At 71.0% G+C, this 23,744-nt stretch carries 20 protein-coding genes; 11 read left to right on the top strand and 9 right to left on the bottom strand.

Going from position 1 to position 23,744, the window contains the following annotated elements; translation table 11 throughout:
* Nucleotides 1–26 precede the first annotated feature (26 nt).
* Complete coding sequence (locus ABZT06_RS00260; protein WP_355732512.1) at nt 27–1,859, top strand: LamG-like jellyroll fold domain-containing protein; 1,833 nt, start codon at nt 27–29, stop codon at nt 1,857–1,859.
* Nucleotides 1,860–1,883: 24 nt separating this feature from the next.
* Nucleotides 1,884–3,557 (top strand): histidinol-phosphatase, encoded by a 1,674-nt coding sequence (locus ABZT06_RS00255; protein ID WP_355732509.1) that lies wholly within the window; start codon nt 1,884–1,886, stop codon nt 3,555–3,557.
* A 300-nt stretch (nt 3,558–3,857) separates the two neighbouring features.
* On the opposite strand, the gene ABZT06_RS00250 is transcribed toward ABZT06_RS00255, so the two are convergent.
* From ABZT06_RS00250 to ABZT06_RS00235, 4 genes are read right to left on the bottom strand one after another with little or no spacing between them, the layout of a single operon-like run.
* On the bottom strand, nt 3,858–4,313 hold the full coding sequence (locus ABZT06_RS00250; protein ID WP_355732506.1) for a MaoC family dehydratase: 456 nt from the start codon (nt 4,311–4,313) through the stop codon (nt 3,858–3,860).
* Nucleotides 4,314–4,327: 14 nt separating this feature from the next.
* A complete protein-coding gene (menE, locus tag ABZT06_RS00245; protein WP_355732503.1) occupies nt 4,328–5,833 on the bottom strand; it encodes an o-succinylbenzoate--CoA ligase in 1,506 nt (501 codons plus the stop codon).
* Between the two features lie 10 nt (nt 5,834–5,843).
* Entirely contained in the window at nt 5,844–6,719 is an 876-nt protein-coding gene (locus ABZT06_RS00240) for an amidohydrolase family protein (RefSeq protein ID WP_355732500.1), read from the bottom strand.
* Nucleotides 6,719–7,636, bottom strand: a complete 918-nt coding sequence (locus ABZT06_RS00235; RefSeq protein ID WP_355732497.1) for an SDR family oxidoreductase — start codon at nt 7,634–7,636, stop codon at nt 6,719–6,721. The genes ABZT06_RS00240 and ABZT06_RS00235 overlap by 1 nt, the downstream gene beginning before the upstream one ends.
* 196 nt (nt 7,637–7,832) lie before the next feature.
* Between ABZT06_RS00235 and ABZT06_RS00230 the strand changes: the two genes are divergently transcribed.
* The 4 genes from ABZT06_RS00230 (at nt 7,833) to ABZT06_RS00215 (ending at nt 11,174) form a co-directional block, all read left to right on the top strand.
* Nucleotides 7,833–8,252, top strand: a complete 420-nt coding sequence (locus ABZT06_RS00230) for a MarR family transcriptional regulator (RefSeq protein ID WP_355732494.1) — start codon at nt 7,833–7,835, stop codon at nt 8,250–8,252.
* Nucleotides 8,249–9,073, top strand: coding sequence for an IclR family transcriptional regulator (locus ABZT06_RS00225; RefSeq protein ID WP_355732491.1), 825 nt, complete (start codon nt 8,249–8,251; stop codon nt 9,071–9,073). Before ABZT06_RS00230 ends, ABZT06_RS00225 begins: the two co-directional genes overlap by 4 nt.
* A gap of 239 nt (nt 9,074–9,312) precedes the next feature.
* Nucleotides 9,313–10,509, top strand: a complete 1,197-nt coding sequence (locus tag ABZT06_RS00220; RefSeq protein WP_355732489.1) for a sensor histidine kinase — start codon at nt 9,313–9,315, stop codon at nt 10,507–10,509.
* Nucleotides 10,506–11,174: a response regulator transcription factor gene (locus ABZT06_RS00215; protein WP_355732486.1), complete on the top strand. Its 669-nt coding sequence runs from the start codon at nt 10,506–10,508 to the stop codon at nt 11,172–11,174. The genes ABZT06_RS00220 and ABZT06_RS00215 overlap by 4 nt, the downstream gene beginning before the upstream one ends.
* Here the strand turns inward: ABZT06_RS00215 and ABZT06_RS00210 are convergent.
* Nucleotides 11,171–11,590 carry a VOC family protein gene (locus ABZT06_RS00210; RefSeq protein WP_355732483.1) on the bottom strand — a complete coding sequence of 140 codons (420 nt, stop codon included), beginning with the start codon at nt 11,588–11,590 and terminating at the stop codon, nt 11,171–11,173. The genes ABZT06_RS00215 and ABZT06_RS00210 overlap by 4 nt on opposite strands.
* A gap of 198 nt (nt 11,591–11,788) precedes the next feature.
* On the opposite strand from ABZT06_RS00210, the gene ABZT06_RS00205 reads away from it, so the two are divergent.
* The 4 genes from ABZT06_RS00205 to ABZT06_RS00190 all read left to right on the top strand — a co-directional run bounded on the left by ABZT06_RS00205 (nt 11,789) and on the right by ABZT06_RS00190 (nt 17,101).
* Nucleotides 11,789–13,891, top strand: a complete 2,103-nt coding sequence (locus ABZT06_RS00205; protein WP_355732481.1) for an MMPL family transporter — start codon at nt 11,789–11,791, stop codon at nt 13,889–13,891.
* A 50-nt stretch (nt 13,892–13,941) separates the two neighbouring features.
* Nucleotides 13,942–14,187 (top strand): hypothetical protein, encoded by a 246-nt coding sequence (locus ABZT06_RS00200; protein ID WP_355732479.1) that lies wholly within the window; start codon nt 13,942–13,944, stop codon nt 14,185–14,187.
* A gap of 121 nt (nt 14,188–14,308) precedes the next feature.
* A complete protein-coding gene (locus tag ABZT06_RS00195) occupies nt 14,309–15,544 on the top strand; it encodes an Ig-like domain-containing protein (RefSeq protein ID WP_355732477.1) in 1,236 nt (411 codons plus the stop codon).
* 171 nt (nt 15,545–15,715) lie between these two features.
* On the top strand, nt 15,716–17,101 hold the full coding sequence (locus ABZT06_RS00190) for a glycoside hydrolase family 16 protein (RefSeq protein WP_355732475.1): 1,386 nt from the start codon (nt 15,716–15,718) through the stop codon (nt 17,099–17,101).
* A gap of 69 nt (nt 17,102–17,170) precedes the next feature.
* Here ABZT06_RS00190 and ABZT06_RS00185 read toward each other — a convergent pair whose 3' ends face one another.
* From ABZT06_RS00185 to ABZT06_RS00170, 4 genes are all read right to left on the bottom strand, one after another.
* Nucleotides 17,171–18,193: a TolB-like translocation protein gene (locus tag ABZT06_RS00185; protein ID WP_355732472.1), complete on the bottom strand. Its 1,023-nt coding sequence runs from the start codon at nt 18,191–18,193 to the stop codon at nt 17,171–17,173.
* Complete coding sequence (locus ABZT06_RS00180; protein WP_355732470.1) at nt 18,190–19,482, bottom strand: MFS transporter; 1,293 nt, start codon at nt 19,480–19,482, stop codon at nt 18,190–18,192. Before ABZT06_RS00180 ends, ABZT06_RS00185 begins: the two co-directional genes overlap by 4 nt.
* Before the next feature lie 5 nt (nt 19,483–19,487).
* Entirely contained in the window at nt 19,488–20,378 is an 891-nt protein-coding gene (locus ABZT06_RS00175; protein ID WP_355732467.1) for an alkaline phosphatase family protein, read from the bottom strand.
* A 212-nt stretch (nt 20,379–20,590) separates the two neighbouring features.
* Entirely contained in the window at nt 20,591–21,505 is a 915-nt protein-coding gene (locus ABZT06_RS00170) for an AraC family transcriptional regulator (RefSeq protein WP_355732464.1), read from the bottom strand.
* A 146-nt stretch (nt 21,506–21,651) separates the two neighbouring features.
* On the opposite strand from ABZT06_RS00170, the gene tkt reads away from it, so the two are divergent.
* The gene (tkt, locus tag ABZT06_RS00165; protein WP_355732461.1) at nt 21,652–23,727 is read left to right on the top strand and encodes a transketolase; all 2,076 of its coding nucleotides are present in this window, start codon (nt 21,652–21,654) and stop codon (nt 23,725–23,727) included.
* Nucleotides 23,728–23,744 lie beyond the last annotated feature (17 nt).

The raw sequence follows: 23,744 nt of genomic DNA, 5'->3' as shown, positions 1-23,744 counted from the left end.
CGACTTCCCCTTGTTACGGAGCACACGTGTGTACTTCGCATGACCAGAATCAGAGCGAGGCCGAGGCCGCGCAGGCCGGTGCCGGACGGCGCAGCTTCCTGCGGGCCACGGCGCTGCTGGGCGCGGCCGCCACGGCCGGGGTCGCGCTGCCCACGGCGGCCGAGGCCGCCTCGGGCTCTTCCTGGCGTCCCGACACGGAGAGCCGGCGTTTCACGCTCGCCGTCATGCCCGACACCCAGTACCTCTTCGACGGGCCGAGCATCGACAAGGCGCCTTTCGAGGCCTCGCTGCGGTATCTCCTGGAGCACGGGAAGGACGAGAACATCGTCTTCCTGTCCCATCTCGGCGACCTCACCCAGAACGGCGCGGTGGCCGAGTTCGCCGCGATCGGCGACGCGTTCAGGCTGCTCGACCGGCGGGGCGTCGGTTACAGCGTCCTCGCGGGCAACCACGACGTGAAGTCGTCCACCACCGACCAGCGCGGCGCGTCGCCGTACCTGGACACGTTCGGGCCTGACCGGTTCAAGGGGCACAAGACCTTCGGCGGCGCCTCGCCCGACGGCTACAACACGTACCACCTCTTCGAGGCCGCGGGCCGCGAGTGGATGGTGCTCGCCCTGGACTGGCGGCTGTCGGACCAGGGGTACGCCTGGGCGAAGAACGTCCTGGCCGCCCACCCGACCACGCCGGTCGTCCTGACCACACACGAGCTGGTCGTCGAGGACGACACGCTCTCGGACTACGGCCAACAGCTGTGGGACAAGCTGGTCAAGGACCACGACCAGATCTTCCTCACCCTCAACGGCCACTACTGGCCGGCCGGCCGGGCGACCCGCAAGAACACCGCGGGCAACGACGTCCACCTGCACCTGACGAACTACCAGAACCGGTACTTCGGCGGCGCGGCCATGATCCGCCTGTACCGCTTCGACCTCGACCGCGGGGTGATCGACGTGGAGACGGTCTCCCCGTGGATCCTCGGCCGGGCCGCCAAGGGGCTCAACGAGCTGGAGCGGCAGGAGATCGAACTCAGCGGCGACGCCGACCGGTTCACCGTCGACATCGACTTCGCCTCGCGCTTCGCCGGCTTCGATCCGGTGCCCGCGCGTGCGGCGCGTCCGGTGTCCAGGATGCTGATCCCGGGCACGGCCGCGTACTGGCGGTTCGACTCGGCGGTCTCCGGCACGGTCCGCGACCTCTCCGGCCGCGGCAACGACCTCACCGTGGTGTCGGTGGGCGGCGGCTCGCTGGGCTGGTCCGCGGACCACCACCCCGACCAGCCCGGCCACGGCAGCCTGGAGTTCCAGGGGTTCAAGTCGCCCCTGAAGGGCGCCTATCTGCAGACGGTCGACAAGGCGCCGCTCAACTCCGCCGTGTTCAAGGACGGTTACACCATCGAGGCGTTCTACCGTCTCCCCGCGAACTGGGACCCGGACCACCACGCCTGGGCCGGGCTGGTCAGCCGGAGGGGTACGGGCGGCGCCGCGGGCAAGACCGCGGACGACCCCGACGAGCCGCTCGCCACGCTGTCGCTGTCGAACGACCGTGAGCCGCAGTGGGCCATGCGTCCGCTCAACCAGGAGGGCATCGCCACCAACTGGGGCCAGGAGACGCCGCTGGAGACCTGGTGGCACCTCGCCGTCGTCAACGACGGCAGGCACACCACGCTGTACGTCCAGGGCTGCCCGGTGGTCCGCAACCCGAAGGCGTCCGCCGTCGGGATCACCTCGGTCTCAGAGCCGTGGCTGCTGGGCGGCTACACCTACGCCGACACGATCGACCAGATCTTCCATGGCCGGCTCGGCGACGTCCGGATCGTGTCGCGGGCCCTGCCCGTCTCCTCCTTCATGACCCACTGACCCGACTCACCGACTGGGATCACGATGACCGAGCAGCAGCTGCCCTCCTGGGCCGACCCCTCCGTCCACCCCGCCGACCTCGACGCCCAGGGCGTGTCGAGACGCGGACTCCTGCGCCGCGCGGGCCTGTTCGGCGCCGCGTTCGCCCTCGGCTCGGCGGCGACCCCCGCCTTCGCCTCCTCCGGCAGGCCGCACTTCGGCGGCGAGGACCCCCGCCTCGCCTACCTGGTGGGCGACCACCACGTGCACTCCGTGTACAGCCATGACGCCAAGTACACCTTCTCCCAGCAGGCGCAGGCCGCCGCGAGGTACGGCCTAGACTGGATGGTCTTCAACGAGCACTCCAACTTCGGACACGCCTACTACGGCGCCAAGCTGGAGCACGCGGAGATCGTCAGGGCCCGCGCGGAGAACCCGCGCCAGCTGATCTTCCAGGGCCTGGAGTGGTACATCCCGGCCGCCGAGCACTGCACGGTGTTCGCGGCCCCCGGCCCGCACGAGACCGACCTGCTCACGCAGTTCGAGCTCGCCTACGACGGCAAGCTCCTGGGCTACACCGAGGGATCCGCGGGCGCCGCCGACACCGCGCGCAACGAGGCGCACGCCGTCAAGGCGATCAAGTGGCTGGCTGAGCAGCGCCGTTCGGGATACGTGGACGACGTCCTGGTGCTCGCCAACCACCCGCTGCGGCTCGGCATCGACTCGCCGCACGAGATGCGCAACTGGCGGGACGCGGCCCCCGAGATCATGATCGGCATGGAGGGCGCCCCGGGCGCCCAGGGTGCGGCCCTCCCCGGCTGGCGCAGTGCGACCTCGATCCGCGGCGAGTACGAGAACAAGCCGTCGGCGCAGTCCTGGGCGGCCTACCCGGCGGACGCGTATCTGACGTACGGCGGCTTCGACTGGGCGACGGCGACCGTCGGCGGGCTGTGGGACTCGATGCTGGCCGAAGGCAGCCTGTTCTCGATCACCACGAACTCCGACAACCACCGCACCGTCTTCGACACCTGGAAGAACGGCGACTGGCCGGCCGGCCAGAACTTCGACAACACCGGGAAGCTCCCCGACCCGGTGAACACCGACACCCCGCAGCCCGGCAGCGACTTCTGGCCGGGCCAGTTCAGCCGCACCCACGTCGGTGTGACCCGCTACAGCTACCGCTCGGTCATGGCGGGCCTGCGCGCGGGCCGGGTCTGGGTGGACCACGGGCATCTGCTCGACGGACTCGACGTGCGCGTGAAGCGGGACTGCGACCTGGGCCGCGGAGTCACGCTGGGCGGCCGGCTGCGGGTCCGCAAGGGCGAGAAGATCACGCTGTACGTCACCGTCACCAGCGCCTCCCGCCCCAACCCCCAGGGAATCCTCCCCGAGTTGGCGCACGTGGACGTGATCCGGGGCGCGGTGCGCGGTCCGGTGAGCGACCGGGACGGCTGGCAGGCGCCCGACACCAGGGTCGTACAGACGAAGGACGTGTCCGGCCGGAAGGGGACGTACACCCTGCGCATCCCCCTGACCGCCGGGGACGAGTCCTTCTACGTCCGGCTGCGCGGCAGCGACGGCAAGCGGCACGGTGCCGGGTATCTCGGTGCCTCGGTCGACCCGCACGGGCCGATTCCGCACGCGCCCGGGGACGGTGACCCGTGGGCGGACACGTGGTTCTACTCCAACCCGGTCTTCGTCGACGTCGCGGGCGCCTGACGAAGCGCCATTCCGCCGTCGGGGCTGCCTATCGGCCGCCGTCACGCTCGGTGCGGGGCCCCGCCTTCGCGGGCGGTGCCCCGCACCGGGCGGAGACCGGCACGGCGTACGCGGACGCCCTCAGAGGCGGGCAGGGGCTCGCCTCCCGGGCGGACGGTTCGCTGCTGTCGCGGGCCGGTCCTCGATCCCCTCGACCCGCGGATCAACGGAGAGGCCCATAAGGGCGCGGGAACCTCGCGACAAGCCAGGACGGCGCCGCAGTCGCCCGGACGGCATGTCGCGGCACCTCCAGCGGAGCGCTTACGCGTAGAACCGGGAAAGACTCTGGAGCACCGCCGCCGGCTTGGCCCCGCCCTCGATCTCTATCGCTCCGTCGACGGTGATCTGCACACCGCCCGGCACCTCCTCGACGTCCGTGAGCTTGGCGACGAGGCGGATACGGGAGCCCACCTTCACCGGGGAGGGGAAACGGACCTTGTTCAGGCCGTAGTTGACCTTCGTGCTGACGCCCTGGACGTCAAGGAGCTCGGTGAAGAGCGGGATGAACAGGGAGAGGGTGAGGTAGCCGTGCGCGATGGGGGCGCCGAAGGGGCCAGCCGCCGCCTTCTCGGGGTCCACGTGGATCCACTGGTGGTCGCCGGTGGCGTCGGCGAAGGTGTTGACGCGCTCCTGGGTGACCTCGATCCACTCGCTGGTGCCGAGGTCGCTGCCGGCGAGCTTCTTCAGTTCGTCGAGGCCGTTGACGGTGACGCTCATGTAGCTGTCCTTACTTACGAGTCGGAGCCGTAGCGCTTGCGCACCCGGGACTTGAGGAGCTTTCCGGAGGCGGTGCGCGGGAGTTCGTCCGCGACCACCACCGACTTGGGGATCTTGTACTTGGCGAGTCGGCCGGCCAGGGAGGCCAGGACCTCGTCGGGGTCGGGCGTGGCGCCCTCGCGGGGGACGACGACCGCCCGCGGCACCTCGCCCCACTTGTCGTCCGGGACGCCGATGACCGCGCACTCGGCGATGTCCGGATGGCCGAGGAGCAGGTCCTCGATCTCGGCGGGGTAGATGTTCTCGCCGCCGGAGATGATCATGTCCTTGATCCGGTCGACGATGAAGACGTATCCGTCCTCGTCGACCCGGGCCGCGTCCCCGCTGCGGAACCAGCCGTCCGCGAAGGAGGCGGCGGTCTCCTCGGGCAGCCCCCAGTAGCCGGGCATGACGTGCGGGCCGCGGAGCACGACCTCGCCGGTCTCGTCGGCGCCGACGGGCGCCAGGTCCGGCCGTACGACCCGGACGTCGCTGAAGAAGTGCGGCACACCCGCCGAACCCGCCTTGCTGATGGCGTGCTCGGCGTCCAGGAACAGGGTTCCGGGGGACGCCTCGGTCATGCCGTAGCCCTGGAGGAAGGTAAGCCCGCGCTCCTGGTAGGCGGCGATGAGGGGGGTCGACACCGGTGAGCCGCCACAGGTGAGGATCCGCAGCGACGACAGGTCCGCGTCCGCCCAGCGCGGGTGCCTCGCCACCTGCTCGAACATCGTCGGCACCCCGAACATGAAGGTGATCCGGTGCCGTTCGATCAGGTCGAAGGTCGCGTTCGGGTCGAAGGCCTCGACCAGGACGCAGGTCCCGCCCTTGAGCAGCACCGGGAGCGTCAGCATGTTCAGGCCCGCCGTGTGGAACAACGGGGCCGAGACCAGGGCGCGTTCGTCGGTGATCAGGTCGGTGTCGACGAGGACGTTGATCGCGTTCCAGGTGAGGTTGCCATGGGTGAGCATGGCGCCTTTGGGGCGGCCGGTGGTACCCGAGGTGTACATGATGATGCAGGTGTCGTCGGGCGTGACCGGCTCGTCGATCGGTTCGGCCGGTGAGTCGGCGAGCAACTGCTCGTACTCGGCGCCGACCTCGACGTACGTCCGCACGTCGGTGCTGCCCGGCAGTCCGGCGACGAGCCCCGCGTGCGAGGGGCCGTAGACCAGCGCCCTGGCCCCGGAGTCGGAGAGCTGGTAGCCGATCTCCGGTCCGGCGAGGCGGGTGTTGAGGGGGACGAAGACCACGCCGAGAGTGCCGGCCGCGAACAGTGTCTCCAGGTAGGAGGGGTGGTTGGGGCCGAGGTAGGCGACCCGGTCACCGCGCCGGATGCCCCGGGCGCGCAGGGCGTGCGCGAGGCGGGTGACGCGGGTGTGCAGCTCGGCGTAGGTCACCGTCGTGTCGCCGTGGATCAGGGCGGTGCGGTGCGGGGTCTTGCGTGCCCGGCGTGCGGGCCACGAACCCAGTCCCTCGTTGCGCATCTGGGGCCCCTTATGGCTTGGTCAGCCCGAGCAGACGGGCGGCGTTCTCCTTGAGGATCTTCGGCTTCACCTCGTCCTTGATCGACAGCTTCTCGAAGTCGGCGAGCCAGCGGTCGGGGGTGAGGACGGGGAAATCGGAGCCGAAGAGGACCTTGTCCTTGAGCAGCGTGTTCGCGTACTGCACGAGCTGCGGCGGGAAGTACTTCGGCGACCAGCCGGACAGGTCGATGTGCACGCCCGGCTTGTGGGTGGCGACGGCGAGGGCCTCGTCCTGCCAGGGGAACGACGGGTGCGCCAGGATGATCTTCAGGTGCGGGAAGTCGGCCGCCACGTCGTCCACGTGGAGCGGGTTGGAGTACTTGAGGCGGATGCCGCCGCCGCCCGGGACCCCGGCGCCGATGCCCGTCTGGCCGGTGTGGAAGAGGGCGATCGTGCCCGTCTCCTCGATCACCTCGTAGAGCTCGTACGCCACTGCCCTGTCGTTGGGGAAGAAGCCCTGGATGCTCGGGTGGAACTTGAAGCCCTTCACCCCGTACTCCTCGACCAGGCGGCGGGCCTGCTTGACGCCCGCCCTGCCGCGGAAGGGGTCGATGGAGGCGAAGGGGATGAGGACGTCCGCGTTGGCGGCCGCGGCCTCGGCGACCTCCTCGTTCGGGACGGGCGCGGTCCCGGTCGCGGACTCGGCGTCCACCGTGAAGATCACGGCGGCCATCTTCCGCTCGCGGTAGTAGGCGGCCGTCTCCTCCAGGGTCGGCTTCCGCTTGCCCTCGACCTTGAAGTAGGCGGAGGAGGCGTCGTGCAGGTCGTCGTCCAGCGAGGAGTGGCCCTTGGAGGAGACCTCCGCGTGGGTGTGTACGTCGATGGCGACCAGCTCGTCGATGTCCATCAGGCCTCCGGAAGCTTCGGTGCCGGGATGCCGACGGTCTGCAGTTCGGCGCCGACCGACGTCGGGAACGCGTCGGCCAGGGTCGCGGGGGTCCAGCCGCCGTCGGCGTAGGCCGTCTTGATCTCCTGCGGGTGGGACCAGAGTGCCACCTTGTCGCCGCCGATGCCGATGGCCTGGCCGGTGATGCCCCGGGCGGCCTCGGAGGCGAGGAAGGGGACGAGCGCCGCGCAGTCCTCGGGGGTGCCGAAGCCCTCGCCCTTGCGGAGGAAGTCCGGGAGCGCCTCGCCGTTCTTCATGGCCTCGATGTACGGGGCGAAGGCGGGGATGGTCTCGGTCATCGCAGTGGCCGCGACCGGCACGATCGCGTTGACCGTGATGTTCGCGCGGCCCAGCTCCATGGACCAGGTGCGGGCGAAGGCGGCAATACCGGCCTTGGCGGCGGCGTAGTTCGTCTGCCCGAAGTTGCCGCGCTGCCCGGCCGGGGAGCCGACCAGGATCAGGGTGCCGCCCTCGCCCTGCTCGCGCATCCGGACGGCGGCGGCTCGGGCGCAGGTGAAGGTGCCCTTGAGGTGGGTGGCGATCACCGCGTCGAAGTCGTCGTCGGTCATCTTCCACAGCACCTTGTCGCGCAGGATGCCCGCGTTGGTGACCAGGACGTCGATCCGCCCGAACTCCTCCACGGCCCGGTTGACCAGGCGCTCGGCGGCCTCGGTGGTGCCGACCGGGACCACCTCGGCGACGGCGGCGCCGCCCGCCTCGGTGATGGACTTCACGGCCTGCTCGGCCACCGCCTCGTCGACGTCGTTGACGACCACGGAGGCGCCGTGGGCGGCAAGGGCGTGCGCGTAGGCGAGGCCGAGGCCCCGGCCACTGCCGGTGACTACGGCGACCTTGCCGGAGAGATCGATGCTGGGCACGAGCGGGTCCCTTCACGAGCTGATGCTTGGGTGCGGCTACGAGATCGAAGCTAAGAGCAATAATTGATGACGTCAATAGTTGTTGGAGACCTTCGGGTACGTCATGCTGGAATCTCCCTGACACACCGAGCGCGAGGAGCCCGCCATCACACGCCAGCACGTCACCCCGAAGCCCATCGACTCGGAGGAGCCGTGGATGCGCGGGTTGCACGCGGACACCGGTTACCTGCTGTACCGCCTGGGCCTGCGCTCGGGTCAGCTCTTCAACACGTTCCTCCAGGAGTCGGGGCTCAGGCTGCGGCACTACGCGGTGCTGCGCTATCTCGCCGGGGCCGAGGGCGCCCTCCAGCGGGAGCTGAGCACCCGGCTGGGTTACGACCCCAGCGCGATCGTCGGGCTCGTCGACGACCTGGAGAAACTGGGGATGACCGAGCGCCGCCCCTCCCCTGACGACCGCCGAAGCAAGATCGTCGTACTCACCGAGAACGGCCGGGCCTTCCTGCGCGGCACCGACGAGGCGGGCCGACGGGTGACCAACGACCTGCTCGCGCCGCTGGACCCCGCGGAACGCGAGACGCTCCAGGCCCTCCTGCTGAGGGTCGCCGACCGGCCATGACCGCCCTTCCCGACCCCGGGCCCCGCTCCGGCCGTGGCGCCGCCCCCACCGCGCCGGACCGGCTGCTGTCCGTGCTCGCCGCGTTCGACCACGACCACCCGGCGCTGTCCCTGACCGACATCAGCCGGCGGGCCGGGCTGACGCTGACGACCACGCACCGGCTGGTGGGCGCGCTGACCGACTGGGGTGCGCTGGAGCGGGACGACGCCGGGGTCTACCACGTCGGCCTCCGCCTCTGGGAGGTCGCCGCGCTCGCACCGCGCGGGGTCGCGCTCAGGCAGCTGGCGCTGCCGTATCTGGAGGACCTGTACGAGGCCACCCACGAGAACGTGCAGTTGGCGGTGCGGGACGGCTCGGACGTGGTCTACATCGAGTGGATCGCGGGGCGTTCGTCGGTCGGCGTGCACATCCGGGTCGGAGCGCGCTGGCCGCTGCACGCCACCGGGGTCGGCCTGGTGCTGCTGGCGCACTGCGAGCCGCGGGAGCAGGAGGAGTACTGCGCGTCCCCGCTCGCGATCTTCACGCCGTACACCATCGCCGAACCGGCGAAGCTGCGCCGGGTCCTGGCCGAAGTCCGGCGCACCGGCGTCGCGGTGAGCAGCCGTCAGGTCACCGACGACGCCCTGTCGGTGGCGGCCCCCGTGTGCGGGCCCGACGGGACGGTGGCCGCGGCCGTGTCCGTGGTCGTACCCGAGGCCGACGCCCAGGTGCCGGCGCTGATCCCGGCGGTACGCCTCGCGGCGCTCGGAATCTCACGGGCACTGGGCTGGCAGCCGACGGTCACACCCCGCCCGGGCACCGGAAACCCCTCTCACCGGTGAGGGATATTGGAACGACCCTGATGACCCAGTCATGTCCGCCGCCGGGCCCTGGCATCCCCTCGCAGTCACCCGACCACTGAGCCCCTGTGAAGCGGCATACAGCCCCCGGGACCTGCCAGGCCCCGGCCGGCAAACCGCGAACGCGACCCGCTCCGGCGCCGGATATCCCTCGCACCGGTGAGGCCCCACCCGCACCGGCGTCGTGATACTGGAACGGCCCCGGCCCCGAGGAGCCGCTCATGTCCGCCGCCCGGTCCTGGTACGCCCCTGTCGTGACCCGTTTGCGGACGACGAATCCGTACGTCGTCGACGGCGCGCTCGCCGTGCTGGTGCTGTTCGCCGCCTCCCTGCAGTGGATGTTCCCCGACGAGGGCGACGACCGGCTGAGCCTGGTGGGCTGGCTGCTGGGGGCCGCCACCGCCGTCCCCCTCGTCTGGCGGCGCCGCCACCCCTACGCGTGCGCGCTGGCCGTCTCGGCGGCCACCACGGCGATGGCCTACTACCACGCGCCACCACCGGACGTGCTCTACGGCGGTCTCGTCGTCCTGTACACGATGGCCGCCCAGGGCCTGCCCTGGCAGCGCCGCACGATGCTGGCGAGCTGGCTGCTCGGGGCCGTGCTGACCATGCAGCACAAGGAGCACTCCGAGCCCTTCGAGTACGCCTTCCACCTCACCGGCATGATCTGCGCCTACGGCCTCGGCGTCCTGGCCCGGGTCCAGCGCGCGTACACCGCCGCCGTCGAGGACCGGGCCCGCCGGCTGGAACGGGAGCGGGCCGCGGATACCGCGCGGGCCATCGCCCAGGAACGCTCCCGGATCGCCCGGGACATGCACGACATCCTCGCCCACGCGGTGAGCCTGATGGTCGTCCAGGCGGAGGCAGGACCGGTCGTGGTGCGCAGCGATCCGGCCCGCGCCGAGGCCGCGTTCGACGCGATCGCGGCCAGCGGCCGGGACGCCATGGCCCAACTCCGGCGGATCCTCGGCGTGTTGAAGGAGGAGGAACGCCGGGGCGGCGCCGCCCGGCTGCCTCAGCCGGATCTCGCCGGCCTCCCGACCCTGGTCCGGCAGGTCTCCGAGTCGACGGGGCTGCGGATCGAGTCGACCACGCGGGGCAGGCCGCGCCCCCTGCCCCCGGACACCGAGGTCGCCGCCTATCGCGCGGTGCAGGAAGCCCTGACCAACACGGTGAAGCACGCGTACGCTTCCTGCGCACAGGTGGAACTCGACTGGGCGGAGGACGAGTTGACCCTCACGGTGACGGACGACGGCAGAGGCCCCGCGCGTCCGGACGGCGGGCACGGGCTGATCGGCCTCAGGGAGCGGGCAGCCGCCTGCGGGGGCAGCGCCGAGACCGGTCCGGGTCCGCAGGGGGGCTTCCGGGTCGTCGTACGGCTGCCCGCCGGCGCGGACCGGGAAGCGGCCCTCGGGTGAGCATCCGGGTGGTCGTCGCCGACGACCAGGAACTGGTCCGCAGCGGCTTCACCATGATCCTGGAGGCGCAACAGGACATCGAGGTGGTCGCCGAGGCGGGGGACGGCGCCGAGGCGGTGGCCGCCGTGCGGAGCCACACGCCCGACGTACTGCTCCTCGACATCCGGATGCCCGTCATGGACGGCCTGGAGGCGGCCCGGCGGGTGTGCGCCGAGTCGAGCTGCAAGGTGGTCATGCTGACCACGTTCGACCTCGACGAGTACGTGTACGACGCGCTGTACGCCGGAGCCAGCGGCTTCCTCCTCAAGGACGTGCGCCGCGACGACCTCGTGCACGCGGTCCGCGTGGTCGCGGGCGGCGACTCGCTGCTCGCGCCGACCGTCACCCGCCGCCTGGTCGCCGACCTCGTGCGCCGCCGCCGCGAGGAGGCCGCCACCGGGGCCGCCCCCGACCGCCTGGACGTCCTGACGGCCCGCGAGGTGGAGACCCTGCGGATGCTGGCCCGGGGCTTGTCCAACGCGGAGATCGCCACGACGTTGTTCGTGAGCGAGCACACGGTGAAGACCCATGTCAGCAATGTGCTGAGCAAGCTGGGGCTGCGGGACCGGGTGCAGGCGGTGATCTGCGCGTACGAGACGGGTCTGGTGGCGCCGGGCGCGCCCTAGTCCCCGGGCTGGTCCCCGAGTTCGGTGAACAGGGTCAGCTGAAGCGAACCGGGCGCCTCCAGGCGGGAGTTGAGGGAGTTCCACGGCGTACGGGTCGGCTCGGCGACCACCTCCGCACCGGCCTCCTCCAGCTTCCCCGTCATGACGGTCGAGTCGTCGACCTCGAAGGCGACCCTGATGTGCCCGGCGACCCGCCGCCCCACCTCCACCTCGTCGATGAACGCGGCATGGTTCGGATCGGTGAGCTCCAGCGTCGCGCGTCCCGCCTCCAAGATGGTGACCCGCCCCCCGGGCGACGAGAACGCGGCGCGTTCCGGCAGCCCGAGGACGTCCCGGTAGAAGCGCAACGCCTCGTCGTAGTCGTCCGCCGTGACGACGAGACGGAGTTCACGGACGGTGGGCGGTACCTCGGACATGCGGCCTCCTAAGTGGTGTCCTCAAGGTCAACTCCCCGACCGGTACCGGAGATTCCTCCCTCGCGAGAGTGAGGGAGCATCCCGCCTCACCCGCGCGACGGAGGCCCCGAAACCGCCCGCCCCGGCGATCCCGTGAGCACGCCCACGACAGCACTCTGACGGTTCCGGCAACCACCGCCAACCCGCCGGGAGGCTCCCGTGCTCTCCACCCTCGCCCGGACGGCGACCCGCCGCCCGCTGACCGTCATCGGCCTCTGGGCCGCTTTCCTGCTGCTGGGTTTCGGCCTCGGGACGGGCGTCTTCGCCGACCTCTCCGACGACGTGCCCGACGTGCCGGGCACCGAGTCCGACATGGCCGACGATCATCTCTCCGGTGTGGACCCGACCGGCGAGTCCGTCACCGCGGTCGTCGCGGGCGAGGCCGTCTCCGACGCGGCCCTGCGCGCCCAGGTCGAGCGGACCGTCGCCGAGGTCCGCGGGATCGCCGGGGTGGCGGATGTACCGGACCCGTACACCACCCCCGGTCTCACCGCCCGCGACGGACAGGCACTCATCATCCCCGTCACCTTCGAGGGCGGCCTGAGCGACGAGGCCGAGGAGGACGCGACGGACAAGGCCGTCGAGACGATCAAGCGGATCGACGCTCCCGACGTCCACGTCAGCGGCGGCGAACTGCTTGGCCGCCAGCTCGGTGAGCGCGCCCAGGAAGACGTGAAGAACGCCGAGTTGATCTCCCTTCCGGTCGTACTCGCCCTGCTGCTCGTCGTGTTCGGGGGACTGCGCGCGGCCGCACTGCCGCTGGTGGTCGCGGTGAGCGGGATCGCCGGCGCCTTTCTCGGACTGTTCGCTTTCAGCCAGGTCACCGACATCTCGGTGTACGCGATCCAGGTCACCACCATGCTCGGCCTCGGACTCGCCGTCGACTACGCCCTGTTGATGCTGGTCCGCTTCCGCGAGGAACGCCGGCACACCGACGACGTCGTCGAGGCCGTGCACCGCACGGTCGGCGCGGCCGGCCGGACCGTTCTGTTCTCCGGGCTCACGGTCGCCGTCAGCCTGACCGGGCTGCTGGTCTTCCCGAGCGTGTTCCTGCGCAGCATCGGCCTGGCCGTCGCCGCCGTCGTGGTGGTCGACATGCTGGCGGCGGTCACCCTGCTGCCCGCGCTGCTCACGAGGTTCGGCGGGCGGATCTGGCCTTCGAAGGCACGCTCCGACGACGAGGAGGGCCGTGTCTTCGCCCGCCTCGCCCGCTTCGCCCAGCGCCGACGGATCGCCGTCCTGGTCACCGTCGTCCCGGCCCTGCTGCTCCTCGCCCTGCCCGTGACCGGTATGCGCATCGCCATCGGCGACGCCCGCCAACTGCCTTCGAGCACCGAGGCACGGCGGCTGTACGACACCGTCGACGCGCACTTCCCCCAGGGCACCGGGGTCTCCCCCGTGGTCGTCGTCCTCGAGCCCGGCACCGGCACCGCGACCGCCGACCGGATCCGCGCCCTGGTCCCGAACGCCGAGTCCCGCCGGCTGCCCGGCGGCAACACCGTCGTGGAGCTCCAGCCGCCCGGGAGCGTGGACGGCGGGGCGGCGACCGACCTGGTCGAGCGGGTACGGGACGTGCGCGGGGACGAGCCCGTCGAGGTGACCGGGGTCGCGGCCCGGCTGGTCGACTTCCGCGCGATGCTCGCCGGCCGGGCGCCCTGGGCGGCGCTGACCGTCCTCGCCGGCATCTTCGTCCTGCTGTTCGCCTTCACCGGCTCGGTGCTGATCCCGCTGCGCACGATCGCGACCACCCTGCTCAGTCTGGGCGCGGCGCTCGGCGTGGTGGTGTGGGTCTTCCAGGACGGCCACGGGGCCGGGCTGCTCGGCGGCGAGGGGCTGGGCGCGCTGAGCCTGACCGCCCCGCCGCTGATCGTGTCGATCGCCTTCGGGCTCGCCATGGACTACGAGCTGTTCATCCTGGCCCGGATGCGGGAGTCCCGGCAGCGCACCGGGGACGACCAGGAGGCCGTGGTGACCGGGTTGCGCCGCTCCGGGCGGGTCGTCACCTGTGCCGCGCTGCTCCTCGCGGTGGTCTTCGGCGCCTTCATGACCGGCGGGTTCTCCCCCATCCTCCAGATCGGTCTCGGCCTGACCCTGGCGGTGCTGATCGACGCGACGGTCGTACGGATGCTGCTGGTCCCGGCGACCATGGCGCTGCTCGGCCGGCGTGCCTGGTGGGCACCGAAGCCGCTGCGCCAGGTGCACGACCGGTTCGGGCTGCGGGAGGCGGCCACACCCGAGCGGCCCGTGTCGACGAACGCCTGACGAGGGCGGCCGGCAGCGCTCCGGCGCTCACTGCGAGCGCCGGAGCAGGCATGGACGTGGAGGCCCGCGCCACCAGATCCCGGGTGAGCAACCCCGACGAGGCCGACCACGCCCACGACACCGAGACACCCCAACCCGGCGATCCCCCATTCACCGGAGCAGACAGGACCCCGAAACCCCGCACCACCCGGCCCCGGGCGAGCAACCCCCGCAAGGCCAACCACACCCACGACACCGAGACACCCCGGCCCGGCGACCCCACATTCACCGGCCGCGGGTGTCCGCGCACCCGTTGAGACTCCTCCTCAGAGTCTCCTCATCCGAATCTCAGCCAGTGGCCCGGCGATTCAAAGGATCACCCAAGGTGCGAGGCGCACGATGCACCTGCCGAAGACGGATATCCCAGGAAGGCCTGCAGTGGGCGACACGCACATATCGAACCGGTCCGGGCAGTCGGAGAAGTGGTCCCGGCGCGGGATCCTCGCCGCGCTCGGCGCCGTACCGGCCGCGACCCTGCTGACGGGGTGCGGCGGCGGTTCGGCGGACTCCTCGCAGGGGTCGGGGGCGACCGCGTCCGTGCAGGCGGCGACCAGGAAGGCGGCCGTCTCGGTCACCCCGGCCGACGGCACGGCGAAGGCCGACTTCGCCACCCCCGTCGAGGTCACGGTGACGGACGGCACCCTCGCCTCGGTGAAGGTCACCGGCAACGACGGCTCCACTCTGGCCGGTGCCTTCAACGACGCCAAGACGAAATGGACCTCGTCGAGGAACCCGTACTCGGGCACCAGGTACACGGTGGCCGTCACCGCGGCGGGCGGCACCGAGGAGACGGCGACCTTCACCACCAAGTCGCCCGGCGAGACCTTCGTGGGCTACTTCACCCCCGAGGCGGACTCCACCTCCGGCGTCGGCATGCCCGTGTCGATCAACTTCACCCATGCCGTGTCCGACAGGGCCGCCGTCCAGAAGGCGATCACCGTGACCGCGGAGCCGGCGGTCGAGATCGTGGGCCACTGGTTCAGCGACACCCGGCTCGACTTCCGGCCCGAGACCTACTGGGCGGCCGGCACGAAGATCACGCTCGGTCTGCGGCTCAAGGACGTCGAGGGCGCGGACGGCGTCTACGGCGTGCAGTCGAAGGACGTCACCTTCCACATCGGTCGCGAGCAGATCAGCACGGTCGACCTGTCCACCAAGGAGATGGTGGTCGAGCGGGACGGCGCGACGATCGCCACCTACCCGGTCAGCGGCGGCGACTCGGACCACACCACCTGGTCCGGGATCATGGTGATCAGCGAGCGGTTCAAGCAGACCCGCATGGAGTCCTCGACGGTCGGCCTCGGCGACGAGTACGACATCTCCGACGTCCCGCACGCCCAGCGCCTGACCACCTCCGGGACCTTCGTGCACGGCAACTACTGGGCGCCCACCTCGGTGTTCGGCCACCAGAACACCAGCCACGGCTGTGTGGGTCTGCACGACGCCAAGGGCGCGGACGACAGCTCCGTGGACGGCTCCAAGTTCTACGACAGCTCCATGCTCGGCGACGTCGTCATCGTGAAGAACTCCGGCGAGAAGACCGTGGCGGCGTCGAACGGTCTCAACGGCTGGAACCTGTCGTGGGCAGACTGGAAGGCGGGCAGCGCGGTTTAGCGGGTATGCCCGGTTTCAAGGGGTGAACTCACCTGGGGCGCAGGGACTTTCACGGCTCAACCTCTTGACGGCTGGAGTGACTGCGAGCACATTGGGCCCACCGTGAGAGCGCTCTCAAGGGCTCCCGAAGACACCCGCACTCACTTCTCTCCGTACCCGAGAGGCACCCCCATGAGTGAAACCTCCGGCATACCCAGACGGCGACGGGCTCTCGTCGCCGTCTTGAGCACCCTCGGCCTGGCCGCCGCCCTCGCGACGGCCGCCACCCTCCCCGCCGACGCCTCCGCCCCCACACCTCCCACCGGCTGGTCGCAGGTCTTCCTGGACGACTTCAACGGCTCCGCCGGAACCGGCGTCAGTACCTCCAACTGGCAGTACTCGACCGGCACTTCCTACCCGGGCGGTCCCGCCAACTGGGGCACCGGCGAGGTCGAGAGGATGACCAACAGCACGAGCAACGTCGCGCTCGACGGCAACGGCAACCTGCGCATCACCCCGCTGCGCGACTCGGCAGGCAACTGGACCTCGGGCCGCATCGAGACCAACCGCACCGACTTCCAGCCCCCGTCCGGCGGCAAGCTGCGCGTCGAGGCACGCATCCAGATGCCCAACGTCACCGGCACCGCGGCCGAGGGCTACTGGCCCGCCTTCTGGATGCTGGGCGCGCCCTACCGCGGCAACTACCAGAACTGGCCGGGCGTCGGTGAGCTGGACATCATGGAGAACGTCCAGGGCATGAACCGGGTGTGGGCCACGATGCACTGCGGCACCAACCCGGGCGGCCCCTGCAACGAGACGACGGGCATCGGCAACAACGTCGCCTGCCCCGGCTCGGCCTGCCAGTCCGGCTTCCACACCTACACGATGGAGTGGGACCGCTCGGTGAGTCCCGAGACGATCCGCTTCCTCGTGGACGGCACCCAGTACCACTCGGTCAACGCGAGCCAGGTGGACGCGGCGACCTGGGCCAACGCCACCCAGCACGGTTACTTCATCATCCTCAACGTGGCGATGGGCGGCGCCTTCCCCGACGCGTTCGGCGGCGGGCTCGACTCGGGCACCCAGTCCGGCGTGCCCATGGTCGTGGACTACGTCCAGGTGCTGTCGGCGAGTGGGAGCGGTACCACGCCGCCGCCCACCGATGGTGTCGACGCCTACAGCACCATCCAGGCGGAGTCCTACAACAGCCAGAGCGGTGTCGGTACGGAGACCACGACCGACACCGGCGGCGGCCAGAACATCGCCTCCCTCGCCAACGGTGACTGGGCGCTGTACCAGAACGTCAACTTCGGTTCCACGCCCGCGACCCAGTTCGTCGCGCGGGTGGCGAGCGGCGCGGCGGGCGGTGTCAGCGGTCTGGTCGAGGTGCGCCTGGACAGTCGTACCGCCACTCCGATCGGCAGCTTCGCCCTCGCCAACACCGGTGGCTGGCAGTCCTGGAGAACGGTCCCGGCGAACATCAGCGCCGTCACCGGCACCCACAACGTCTATCTGACCTTCACCAGCGGCCAGCCTGCCGACTTCGTGAACGTGAACTGGTTCAACTTCGGTCACTGACCGCCGGGTTGACCCCCTCAAGACACGCCGCCCCGCGAGGCCCCTGCGGTCTCGCGGGGCGGTGCCGTGTCATCCCAGGTAGGCGGGGGCGACCGCGGAGGTCATCAGGCGGCGGGCCGCGCCGGTGCCGTCGGCGGGGACGGTCCACAGGTCGGAGCCGTAGTCGCCGGGGAGGGCGTAGACCAGGGTGTCGTCGCCGTCCCACAGGGCCTGGTCGTCGATGTTGCGGGACTCGGCGGTCGCGGTCTCCTTCATGGTGCGCAGGTTCAGGACGTACAGGCGCCAAGGGGCGTCGGGCGAGGCGCCCTTGACGCGCTTCTTGTAGGCGAGGCGGGTGCCGTCCGGGGAGAGGGAGGGGCATTCGACGTTGCGGTGCAGGGTGGTGAGGGTGCGCGCGGTGACGTCGCCCCGCACGAGATACGTCCGGCCGCCGGTCGCCAGCGTGGCGTAGAAGCGGTGGTCGTCGGCGAAGGTGACGCCCCAGATGTTGGTGTCCGCCGCGTGGTAGCTCCGGCCGTCCTTGATGACGCGGAAGGTCTCCAGGTTGTCGTCGATCGCCCAGGTGCGGGTGTCGACGATGGCCGTGCGGGTGGAGAAGTTCGTTCCGGCGTACGAGTCCCCGCTGACGAACACCGTCCAGGCGACCAGGTGTCCGGAGGGCGAGACCCGGGCCCGGGTGGGGATGCCGGCGGCCGGGAAGCGGTGCCGTTCGCGCAGGTGCGCGTCGAGCACCACCGCGCGGTAGGTGTCCTCCAGGGCGCCGTGCACGGCCTGGAGGCAGATGCCGGTGCCGGCCGCCGCGTGGAAGCGCAGGCACTTCACGCCCGACGCGGTGCGCGGGCCCTGCGGATCGTCGGCGGGGACGGTGGCGATCTCGTCGCGGTGCGGGCCCCAGGCCAGGTTGCGCACCAGCAGTCGGCGCCCGGTTGTCGGCCGCAGCGTGACGGTGCCGGCCCGCACGCTCGGACCGTCCGCCTGCTGCCGGTCCCGCAGGTCCGCGCGGTGGGAGGCGTGCAGCACCGCCCCGGTGCCGACCGCGCCGAGCAGCACGACGGCGACGAGCAGGGTCACCAGCCGGGTGGTGCGTGTCATGCGGGCACCTCGTCGCTGGTTGCGGTGGAGCGCAGGACGAACGCGGCCACGACGGCGCTGACGGCCAGTGCGGCCGCGGTGACGGCGAGCGCGGTCCGACCGCCCCACAGGCTCCAGGCCGCGCCGAAGGCGAGCGAGCACGCGAACCGGGCCAGTGCCTGCCCGGTGCCCACCAGTGCCTGCCCGGCGCCCTGGTGCCGAGCGGGGACGGCCGCGGCGGTCGCGGCCGCGAGGACTCCGTCGGTAGCCGCGTAGAAGGTGCCGTGCAGGACGAGGACGGCGACCACGGCCGGGACACCGTGCCAGGGGGAGAGCACCAGGCCGTAGCCGAGCAGCAGGACGCCGTGGCCCGCCAGGAAGAGCCGGCGCCGGCTGACGCGGTCGGCGAGTGCGCCGAGCGGCACGGCGAGCAGCAGGAAGAACGCCGCGGTGCCCAGCGGCAGCAGCGGGAACAGGTGGGCGGGCAGGTCCCCTTCGCGCTGGAGCAGCAGATAGAGGAAGGAGTCGCTGACGGTGGTCAGACCGAGCAGGGCCGCGCAGAGGGTGAGCCGCCGCAGCTCGGGACGGCGCAGCAGCGCGAGGGCGTCGCGGAGCAACGGGCGTTCCCCCTCGGCTGGTTGTACGGCTCCCGCGCGGGTGATGTGGCCCGGCACGAAGAGCACCAGCACCAGGACCCCGAGCACGGCGACGCAGCCGCTGACCGCGAAGACCGCGTCGTAGCCGTCGACGGTGGCCCGCAGGACGGCGAAGGCGACGAGCGGGCCGAGCAGCGCCCCGGTGGTGTCCATGGCCCGGTGGACGCCGAACGCCCGTCCCCGGTGCGCGGGTTCGGTCGCCAGCGAGATCATCGCGTCCCTGGGGGCGGTGCGCAGTCCCTTGCCGGTGCGGTCGACGGCGAGCACGGCACCGAGCACGGGGAGGGTGTGGGCGAGCAGCAGCAGCGGTTTGCACAGCGCCGACAGGCCGTAGCCGAGGCCCGCGACGACCTTGTGGCGGCGGCCGCCCCGGTCGGCGAGGTGGCCGCCGGCCAGCCGGACCAGGGCACCGACGCCGTTGTTGACGCCGTCGAGGAGGCCGAAGCCGAGCGGCGACAGGCCGAGCCCCGCGACCACGTACAGCGGCAGGACGGCGGTGACCATCTCCGAGGAGACGTCCGTGATCAGGCTGACCGCGCCCAGGGCCAGCACGGTGGCGGGCACGGCGGCCGGCCGCCGCCCCGGACGGGTGTCCGGGACGACGGCGGCCTCGGTGCCGCGGGTACCCGTGCTCCGGGAGTCCGCGAGGTACACCGGCGTCAGTTCCAGATGCCGGAGATGTCGGAGGCCGAGGCGGCGTTGCCCGCGTGGGCGCTCAGGCCGGCCAGGTCCTCCACCGTCCGCAGCACGTTGTAGTGGTTGTAGGTGGTGGAGCTGGAGCTGCCGGGGGCGACGTGCTGCCCGTAGAACAGGGTGGGGATGCGGTTGCCGGAGAGCTTGTTGTCCTCGTCGAAGGTGACGGCGAGGATGCTGTTGTGGGTCGTCGCCCAGGTGGCGTAGGCGCCCAGGTTGTTCTTGATCCAGGTGTCGCCCGTGGACACCGAGCAGTCGTGCATGTCGCTGCAAAGGTTCGGCACGACGAAGGAGACCTTCGGCAGGGTCGTGTAGTCGGTCGGGAACTGCGCGAAGGTCATCGCGGTGTTCGTCGGCACGTTGGAGAAGCCGAACCACGGGTTGTGCTTCTGCGCGTAGTTGCCGCTGCTGCAGGTCGTCGAGCCCTGGCTGGGCAGCGACTCGTTGTAGCTCTTCCAGGTCTTGCCCGCGGCGATCAGTTCGGAGGCGAGGTTGGGGGCGGACATGGAGCCGACGCTGACGCAACTGTCGTCGGTGCGGCCCTGGTTGGAGCCCGAGAAGAGCATGTAGTAGTTCGGCTCACTGGGGTGGGTGAGGCCGTAGGACTGGGTGAGGTTGGCGCCACCCGCCTTGAGGGTGTTGTTGAGGTAGGGGGCGCTGGAGCTGCCGATGACCTGCGAGTAGGCGTGGTTCTCCAGCACCACGACCACGATGTGGTCGGGGGTGGGGAGAGCGGCTGCCTGGGCGGTGGAGGCGGTGGCGGCCCACACGCCGATCGAGGTGGCGGTGAGGGCAACGGCTCCGGCCAGTGCGGAGAGGGAACGTCGGTTGCGCTGCGGTGCCTTGACGGCGGCCATGACTGTCCTCCGGACAGAGTGACGGACGTGCGGGGGGAGCGGCGCCGCAACCCTAGGGGCCCCCGGCCGGGTCCGCGTGAAGCCCGGGCGAACCGTGGGCTCCACCGGGCAAAGATCACCCCATGCCCAGGTCACGCACAGCAAAGTGGGAGTCAAGTGGGCGTCATGTGGGCGCGTTCCGGCGGGAGTTGGCGGTCCGTGAACCACCCCTCCTAGCGAAGTTCCGTCCGGAACGCCGCCGGCGTCACATCGGTGTGCTGCTGGAAGAACTTGGAGAAGTTCGCGGCGTCGGGAAACCCCACCGCCGCCCCCACCCGCCCGATCGGCAGGTCCGTGTGGGCGAGCAACCGCTTGGCCTCCAGCACGACCCGTTTGTCGATGAAGCCCTTGGGGGTCTCCCCCGTGGCGGCGCGCACGGCACGCACCAGGGTCCGGCGGGAGTAACCCAGGGCGTCGGCGTACGCACTGACGCTGTGGTTGGTGGCGAAGCCCTTCTCCACCGCGTCCCGGAACAGGGTGAACGTCGACTCGGCCCGCCGCCCGGCCTCCGCCGAACTCGCCGCGAGGTGGGCAAGCCGCAGCAGATACGCCGTCAACGAGTGCCGCAGGACCGAGGTGTGCAGGCTCAGCGGAAGGGTCGACGTGTCCTCGTACTCCCGCTGCAACTGGGCAAGAGCCGCGCGGAGGCCCGCCAACTGGGCGCCGGAGGGCCGCAGCAGCGGCGGCAGATCGTAGCGGTAGAGCCCGGTCGCCTCCACCGTCGCGCGCGGCAGGAAGCCCGGTTGCATGGTCAGCACGGTTCCGCGGTACTCGCTCGTCGGTGAGAAACGGTGGACCTGGCCCGGACGGATCCACAACAGATCGCCCGCCGTCGCCTCGTACTCGGCGAAGTCGATCATGTGGCGGACGGGGCCGTCGTCGAAGAGCATCACCACATGGAAGTCGATGCGGTGGACGCGCTCCAACGGGGCATCCGCGTGCCAGGTGCGGCCGGCTCCCATGGGGCCGATCTGCATGCCGACTCCGCACACACTCAGCTCGATGGGAAAGGGGAACGTTCTGATCCCGTCCACTCCGCCGTCACCGTCTCCACTTTGGATGGAGTCTTGGGTTGTTCTGTCCGCCATGTCCTGCTCGTGCCGCCTGCCTGGAGCGCTCCGTGTCCCACTTTCACCACAGGCTGACACACCGAGACCTTCCCCCGTAAAAGTCAGACTTTTAAGTTTGAACACGTCACACCAGCTACTTCGCTCCGATCGAGGACTTCTTGAAGATGAGCACGCAGACACCGGACAGCTTCGAATGGACCGAACTCGACCGGCGTGCCGTCGACACCGCCCGCCTGCTGGCGGCCGATGCCGTGCAGCAGGTCGGCAACGGCCACCCGGGCACCGCGATGGCCCTGGCTCCCGCGGCGTACACGATCTTTCAGAAGGTGATGCGTCACGACCCGGCGGACCCCGAGTGGACCGGCCGTGACCGCTTCGTCCTCTCCCCCGGGCACACCTCGCTGACGCTGTACACCCAGCTCTACCTCTCCGGGTACGAGCTGGAGCTGGACGACCTGAAGGCCTTCCGGACCCACGGCTCCAAGACGCCCGGTCACCCCGAGTACGGGCACACCGCCGGCGTCGAGACCACCACCGGGCCGCTCGGCCAGGGTGTCGCGAACGCCGTCGGCATGGCGATGGCCGCCCGCTACGAGCGCGGCCTGTTCGACCCCGAGGCGCCCGAGGGCGAGTCCCCCTTCGACCACACCGTCTGGGCGATCGTCTCCGACGGCGACCTGGAGGAGGGCATCTCCGCCGAGGCCTCCTCCCTCGCGGGCCACCAGAAGCTCGGCAACCTGGTCTTCGTCTACGACGACAACCACATCTCCATCGAGGGCGACACCGCCACCGCGTTCTCCGAGGACGTGCTGAAGCGCTACGAGGCCTACGGCTGGCACACCCAGCGGATCGAGCCCGGCGCCGACGGCGACATCGACGTACACGCGCTGTACGCGGCCCTGAAGGCGGCCCAGGCCGAGACGGAGCGGCCCTCGATCATCGCGATGCGCACGATCATCGCCTGGCCCGCCCCGAACGCGCAGAACACCGAGGCCGCCCACGGCTCCGCGCTCGGCGCGAGCGAGGTCGCCGCGACGAAGCGGGTACTCGGTTTCGATCCGGAGAAGACCTTCGAGGTCTCCGACGAGGTCATCCGCCACACCCGCCTGGCCCTGGACCGGGGCGCCGACGCGCACGCGGCCTGGGACAAGCAGATCTCCGTGTGGCGCGGTGAGCAGCCCGAGCGGGCCGAGCTCTTCGACCGGGTCGTCGCCGGCCAGCTCCCGGAGGGCTGGGAGTCCGCGATCCCGGTCTTCGAGGAGGGCAGGTCCGTCGCCACCCGAGCCGCCTCCGGCAAGGTCCTCCAGGCGCTGGGCCCGGTGCTCCCCGAGCTGTGGGGCGGTTCCGCCGACCTCGCCGGCTCGAACAACACCACCATCGACAAGACGAGCTCCTTCCTGCCGGAGGGCAACGCGCTGCCGGAAGCCGACCCGTACGGCCGAACCGTCCACTTCGGGATCCGCGAGCACTCGATGGCCGCCGAGATGAACGGCATCGCACTGCACGGCAACACGCGGATCTACGGCGGCACCTTCCTGGTGTTCTCCGACTACATGCGCAACGCCGTGCGCCTGTCCGCACTGATGCAGCTGCCCGTCACCTACGTCTGGACGCACGACTCCATCGGCCTCGGCGAGGACGGCCCGACCCACCAGCCGGTCGAGCACCTCGCGTCCCTGCGCGCCATCCCGGGCCTGAACATCGTGCGCCCGGCCGACGCCAACGAGACCGCGATCGCCTGGGCCGAGATCCTCAAGCGGCACGCCACGAACCCGGCCCCGCACGGCCTCGCGCTCACCCGCCAGGGTGTCCCGACGTACGCCCCGAACCCGGACGCCGCCAAGGGCGGGTACGTGCTCCAGGACTCCTCCACCCAGATCCCGGACGTCGTCCTCATCGCCACCGGCTCCGAGGTCCAGCTCGCCGTCGCCGCGCGGGAGCAGCTGGAGGCCGAGGGAGTCGGCACCCGGGTCGTGTCCATGCCGTCCGTGGAGTGGTTCGAGGAGCAGCCGCGGGAGTACCGGGAGAGCGTCCTTCCGCCGTCCGTGCGAGCCCGCGTCGCAATCGAGGCCGGTATCGGTCTCACGTGGTACCGCTTCACAGGTGACGCAGGACGCATCGTCTCCCTCGAACACTTCGGCGCCTCCGCCGACGCCAAGACCCTGTTCGCCGAGTACGGCTTCACCGCCGAGAACGTCGCCGCAGCAGCCAGGGAATCGCTGGCCGCCGCGCGTGGTTGATCCGACCGCCAGAAAGA

The organism is Streptomyces sp. NPDC005483 (assembly GCF_040606035.1).
In the GTDB taxonomy this organism is placed as follows: domain Bacteria; phylum Actinomycetota; class Actinomycetes; order Streptomycetales; family Streptomycetaceae; genus Streptomyces.
Note: the sequence above shows the minus strand (reverse complement) of the source record. Positions and strands in the feature narration are given on the sequence as shown.

Excerpts from the sequence above, each read along its gene's own strand:
- ABZT06_RS00255 (WP_355732509.1), top strand. The coding sequence starts at position 1,884 with ATGACCGAGCAGCAGCTGCCCTCCTGGGCCGACCCCTCCGTCCACCCC.
- ABZT06_RS00250 (WP_355732506.1), bottom strand. The coding sequence starts at position 4,313 with ATGAGCGTCACCGTCAACGGCCTCGACGAACTGAAGAAGCTCGCCGGC.
- menE (WP_355732503.1), bottom strand. The coding sequence starts at position 5,833 with ATGCGCAACGAGGGACTGGGTTCGTGGCCCGCACGCCGGGCACGCAAG.
- ABZT06_RS00240 (WP_355732500.1), bottom strand. The coding sequence starts at position 6,719 with ATGGACATCGACGAGCTGGTCGCCATCGACGTACACACCCACGCGGAG.
- ABZT06_RS00230 (WP_355732494.1), top strand. The coding sequence starts at position 7,833 with ATGCGCGGGTTGCACGCGGACACCGGTTACCTGCTGTACCGCCTGGGC.
- ABZT06_RS00225 (WP_355732491.1), top strand. The coding sequence starts at position 8,249 with ATGACCGCCCTTCCCGACCCCGGGCCCCGCTCCGGCCGTGGCGCCGCC.
- ABZT06_RS00220 (WP_355732489.1), top strand. The coding sequence starts at position 9,313 with ATGTCCGCCGCCCGGTCCTGGTACGCCCCTGTCGTGACCCGTTTGCGG.
- ABZT06_RS00210 (WP_355732483.1), bottom strand. The coding sequence starts at position 11,590 with ATGTCCGAGGTACCGCCCACCGTCCGTGAACTCCGTCTCGTCGTCACG.
- ABZT06_RS00200 (WP_355732479.1), top strand. The coding sequence starts at position 13,942 with ATGGACGTGGAGGCCCGCGCCACCAGATCCCGGGTGAGCAACCCCGAC.
- ABZT06_RS00190 (WP_355732475.1), top strand. The coding sequence starts at position 15,716 with ATGAGTGAAACCTCCGGCATACCCAGACGGCGACGGGCTCTCGTCGCC.
- ABZT06_RS00185 (WP_355732472.1), bottom strand. The coding sequence starts at position 18,193 with ATGACACGCACCACCCGGCTGGTGACCCTGCTCGTCGCCGTCGTGCTG.
- ABZT06_RS00175 (WP_355732467.1), bottom strand. The coding sequence starts at position 20,378 with ATGGCCGCCGTCAAGGCACCGCAGCGCAACCGACGTTCCCTCTCCGCA.
- ABZT06_RS00170 (WP_355732464.1), bottom strand. The coding sequence starts at position 21,505 with ATGGCGGACAGAACAACCCAAGACTCCATCCAAAGTGGAGACGGTGAC.
- tkt (WP_355732461.1), top strand. The coding sequence starts at position 21,652 with ATGAGCACGCAGACACCGGACAGCTTCGAATGGACCGAACTCGACCGG.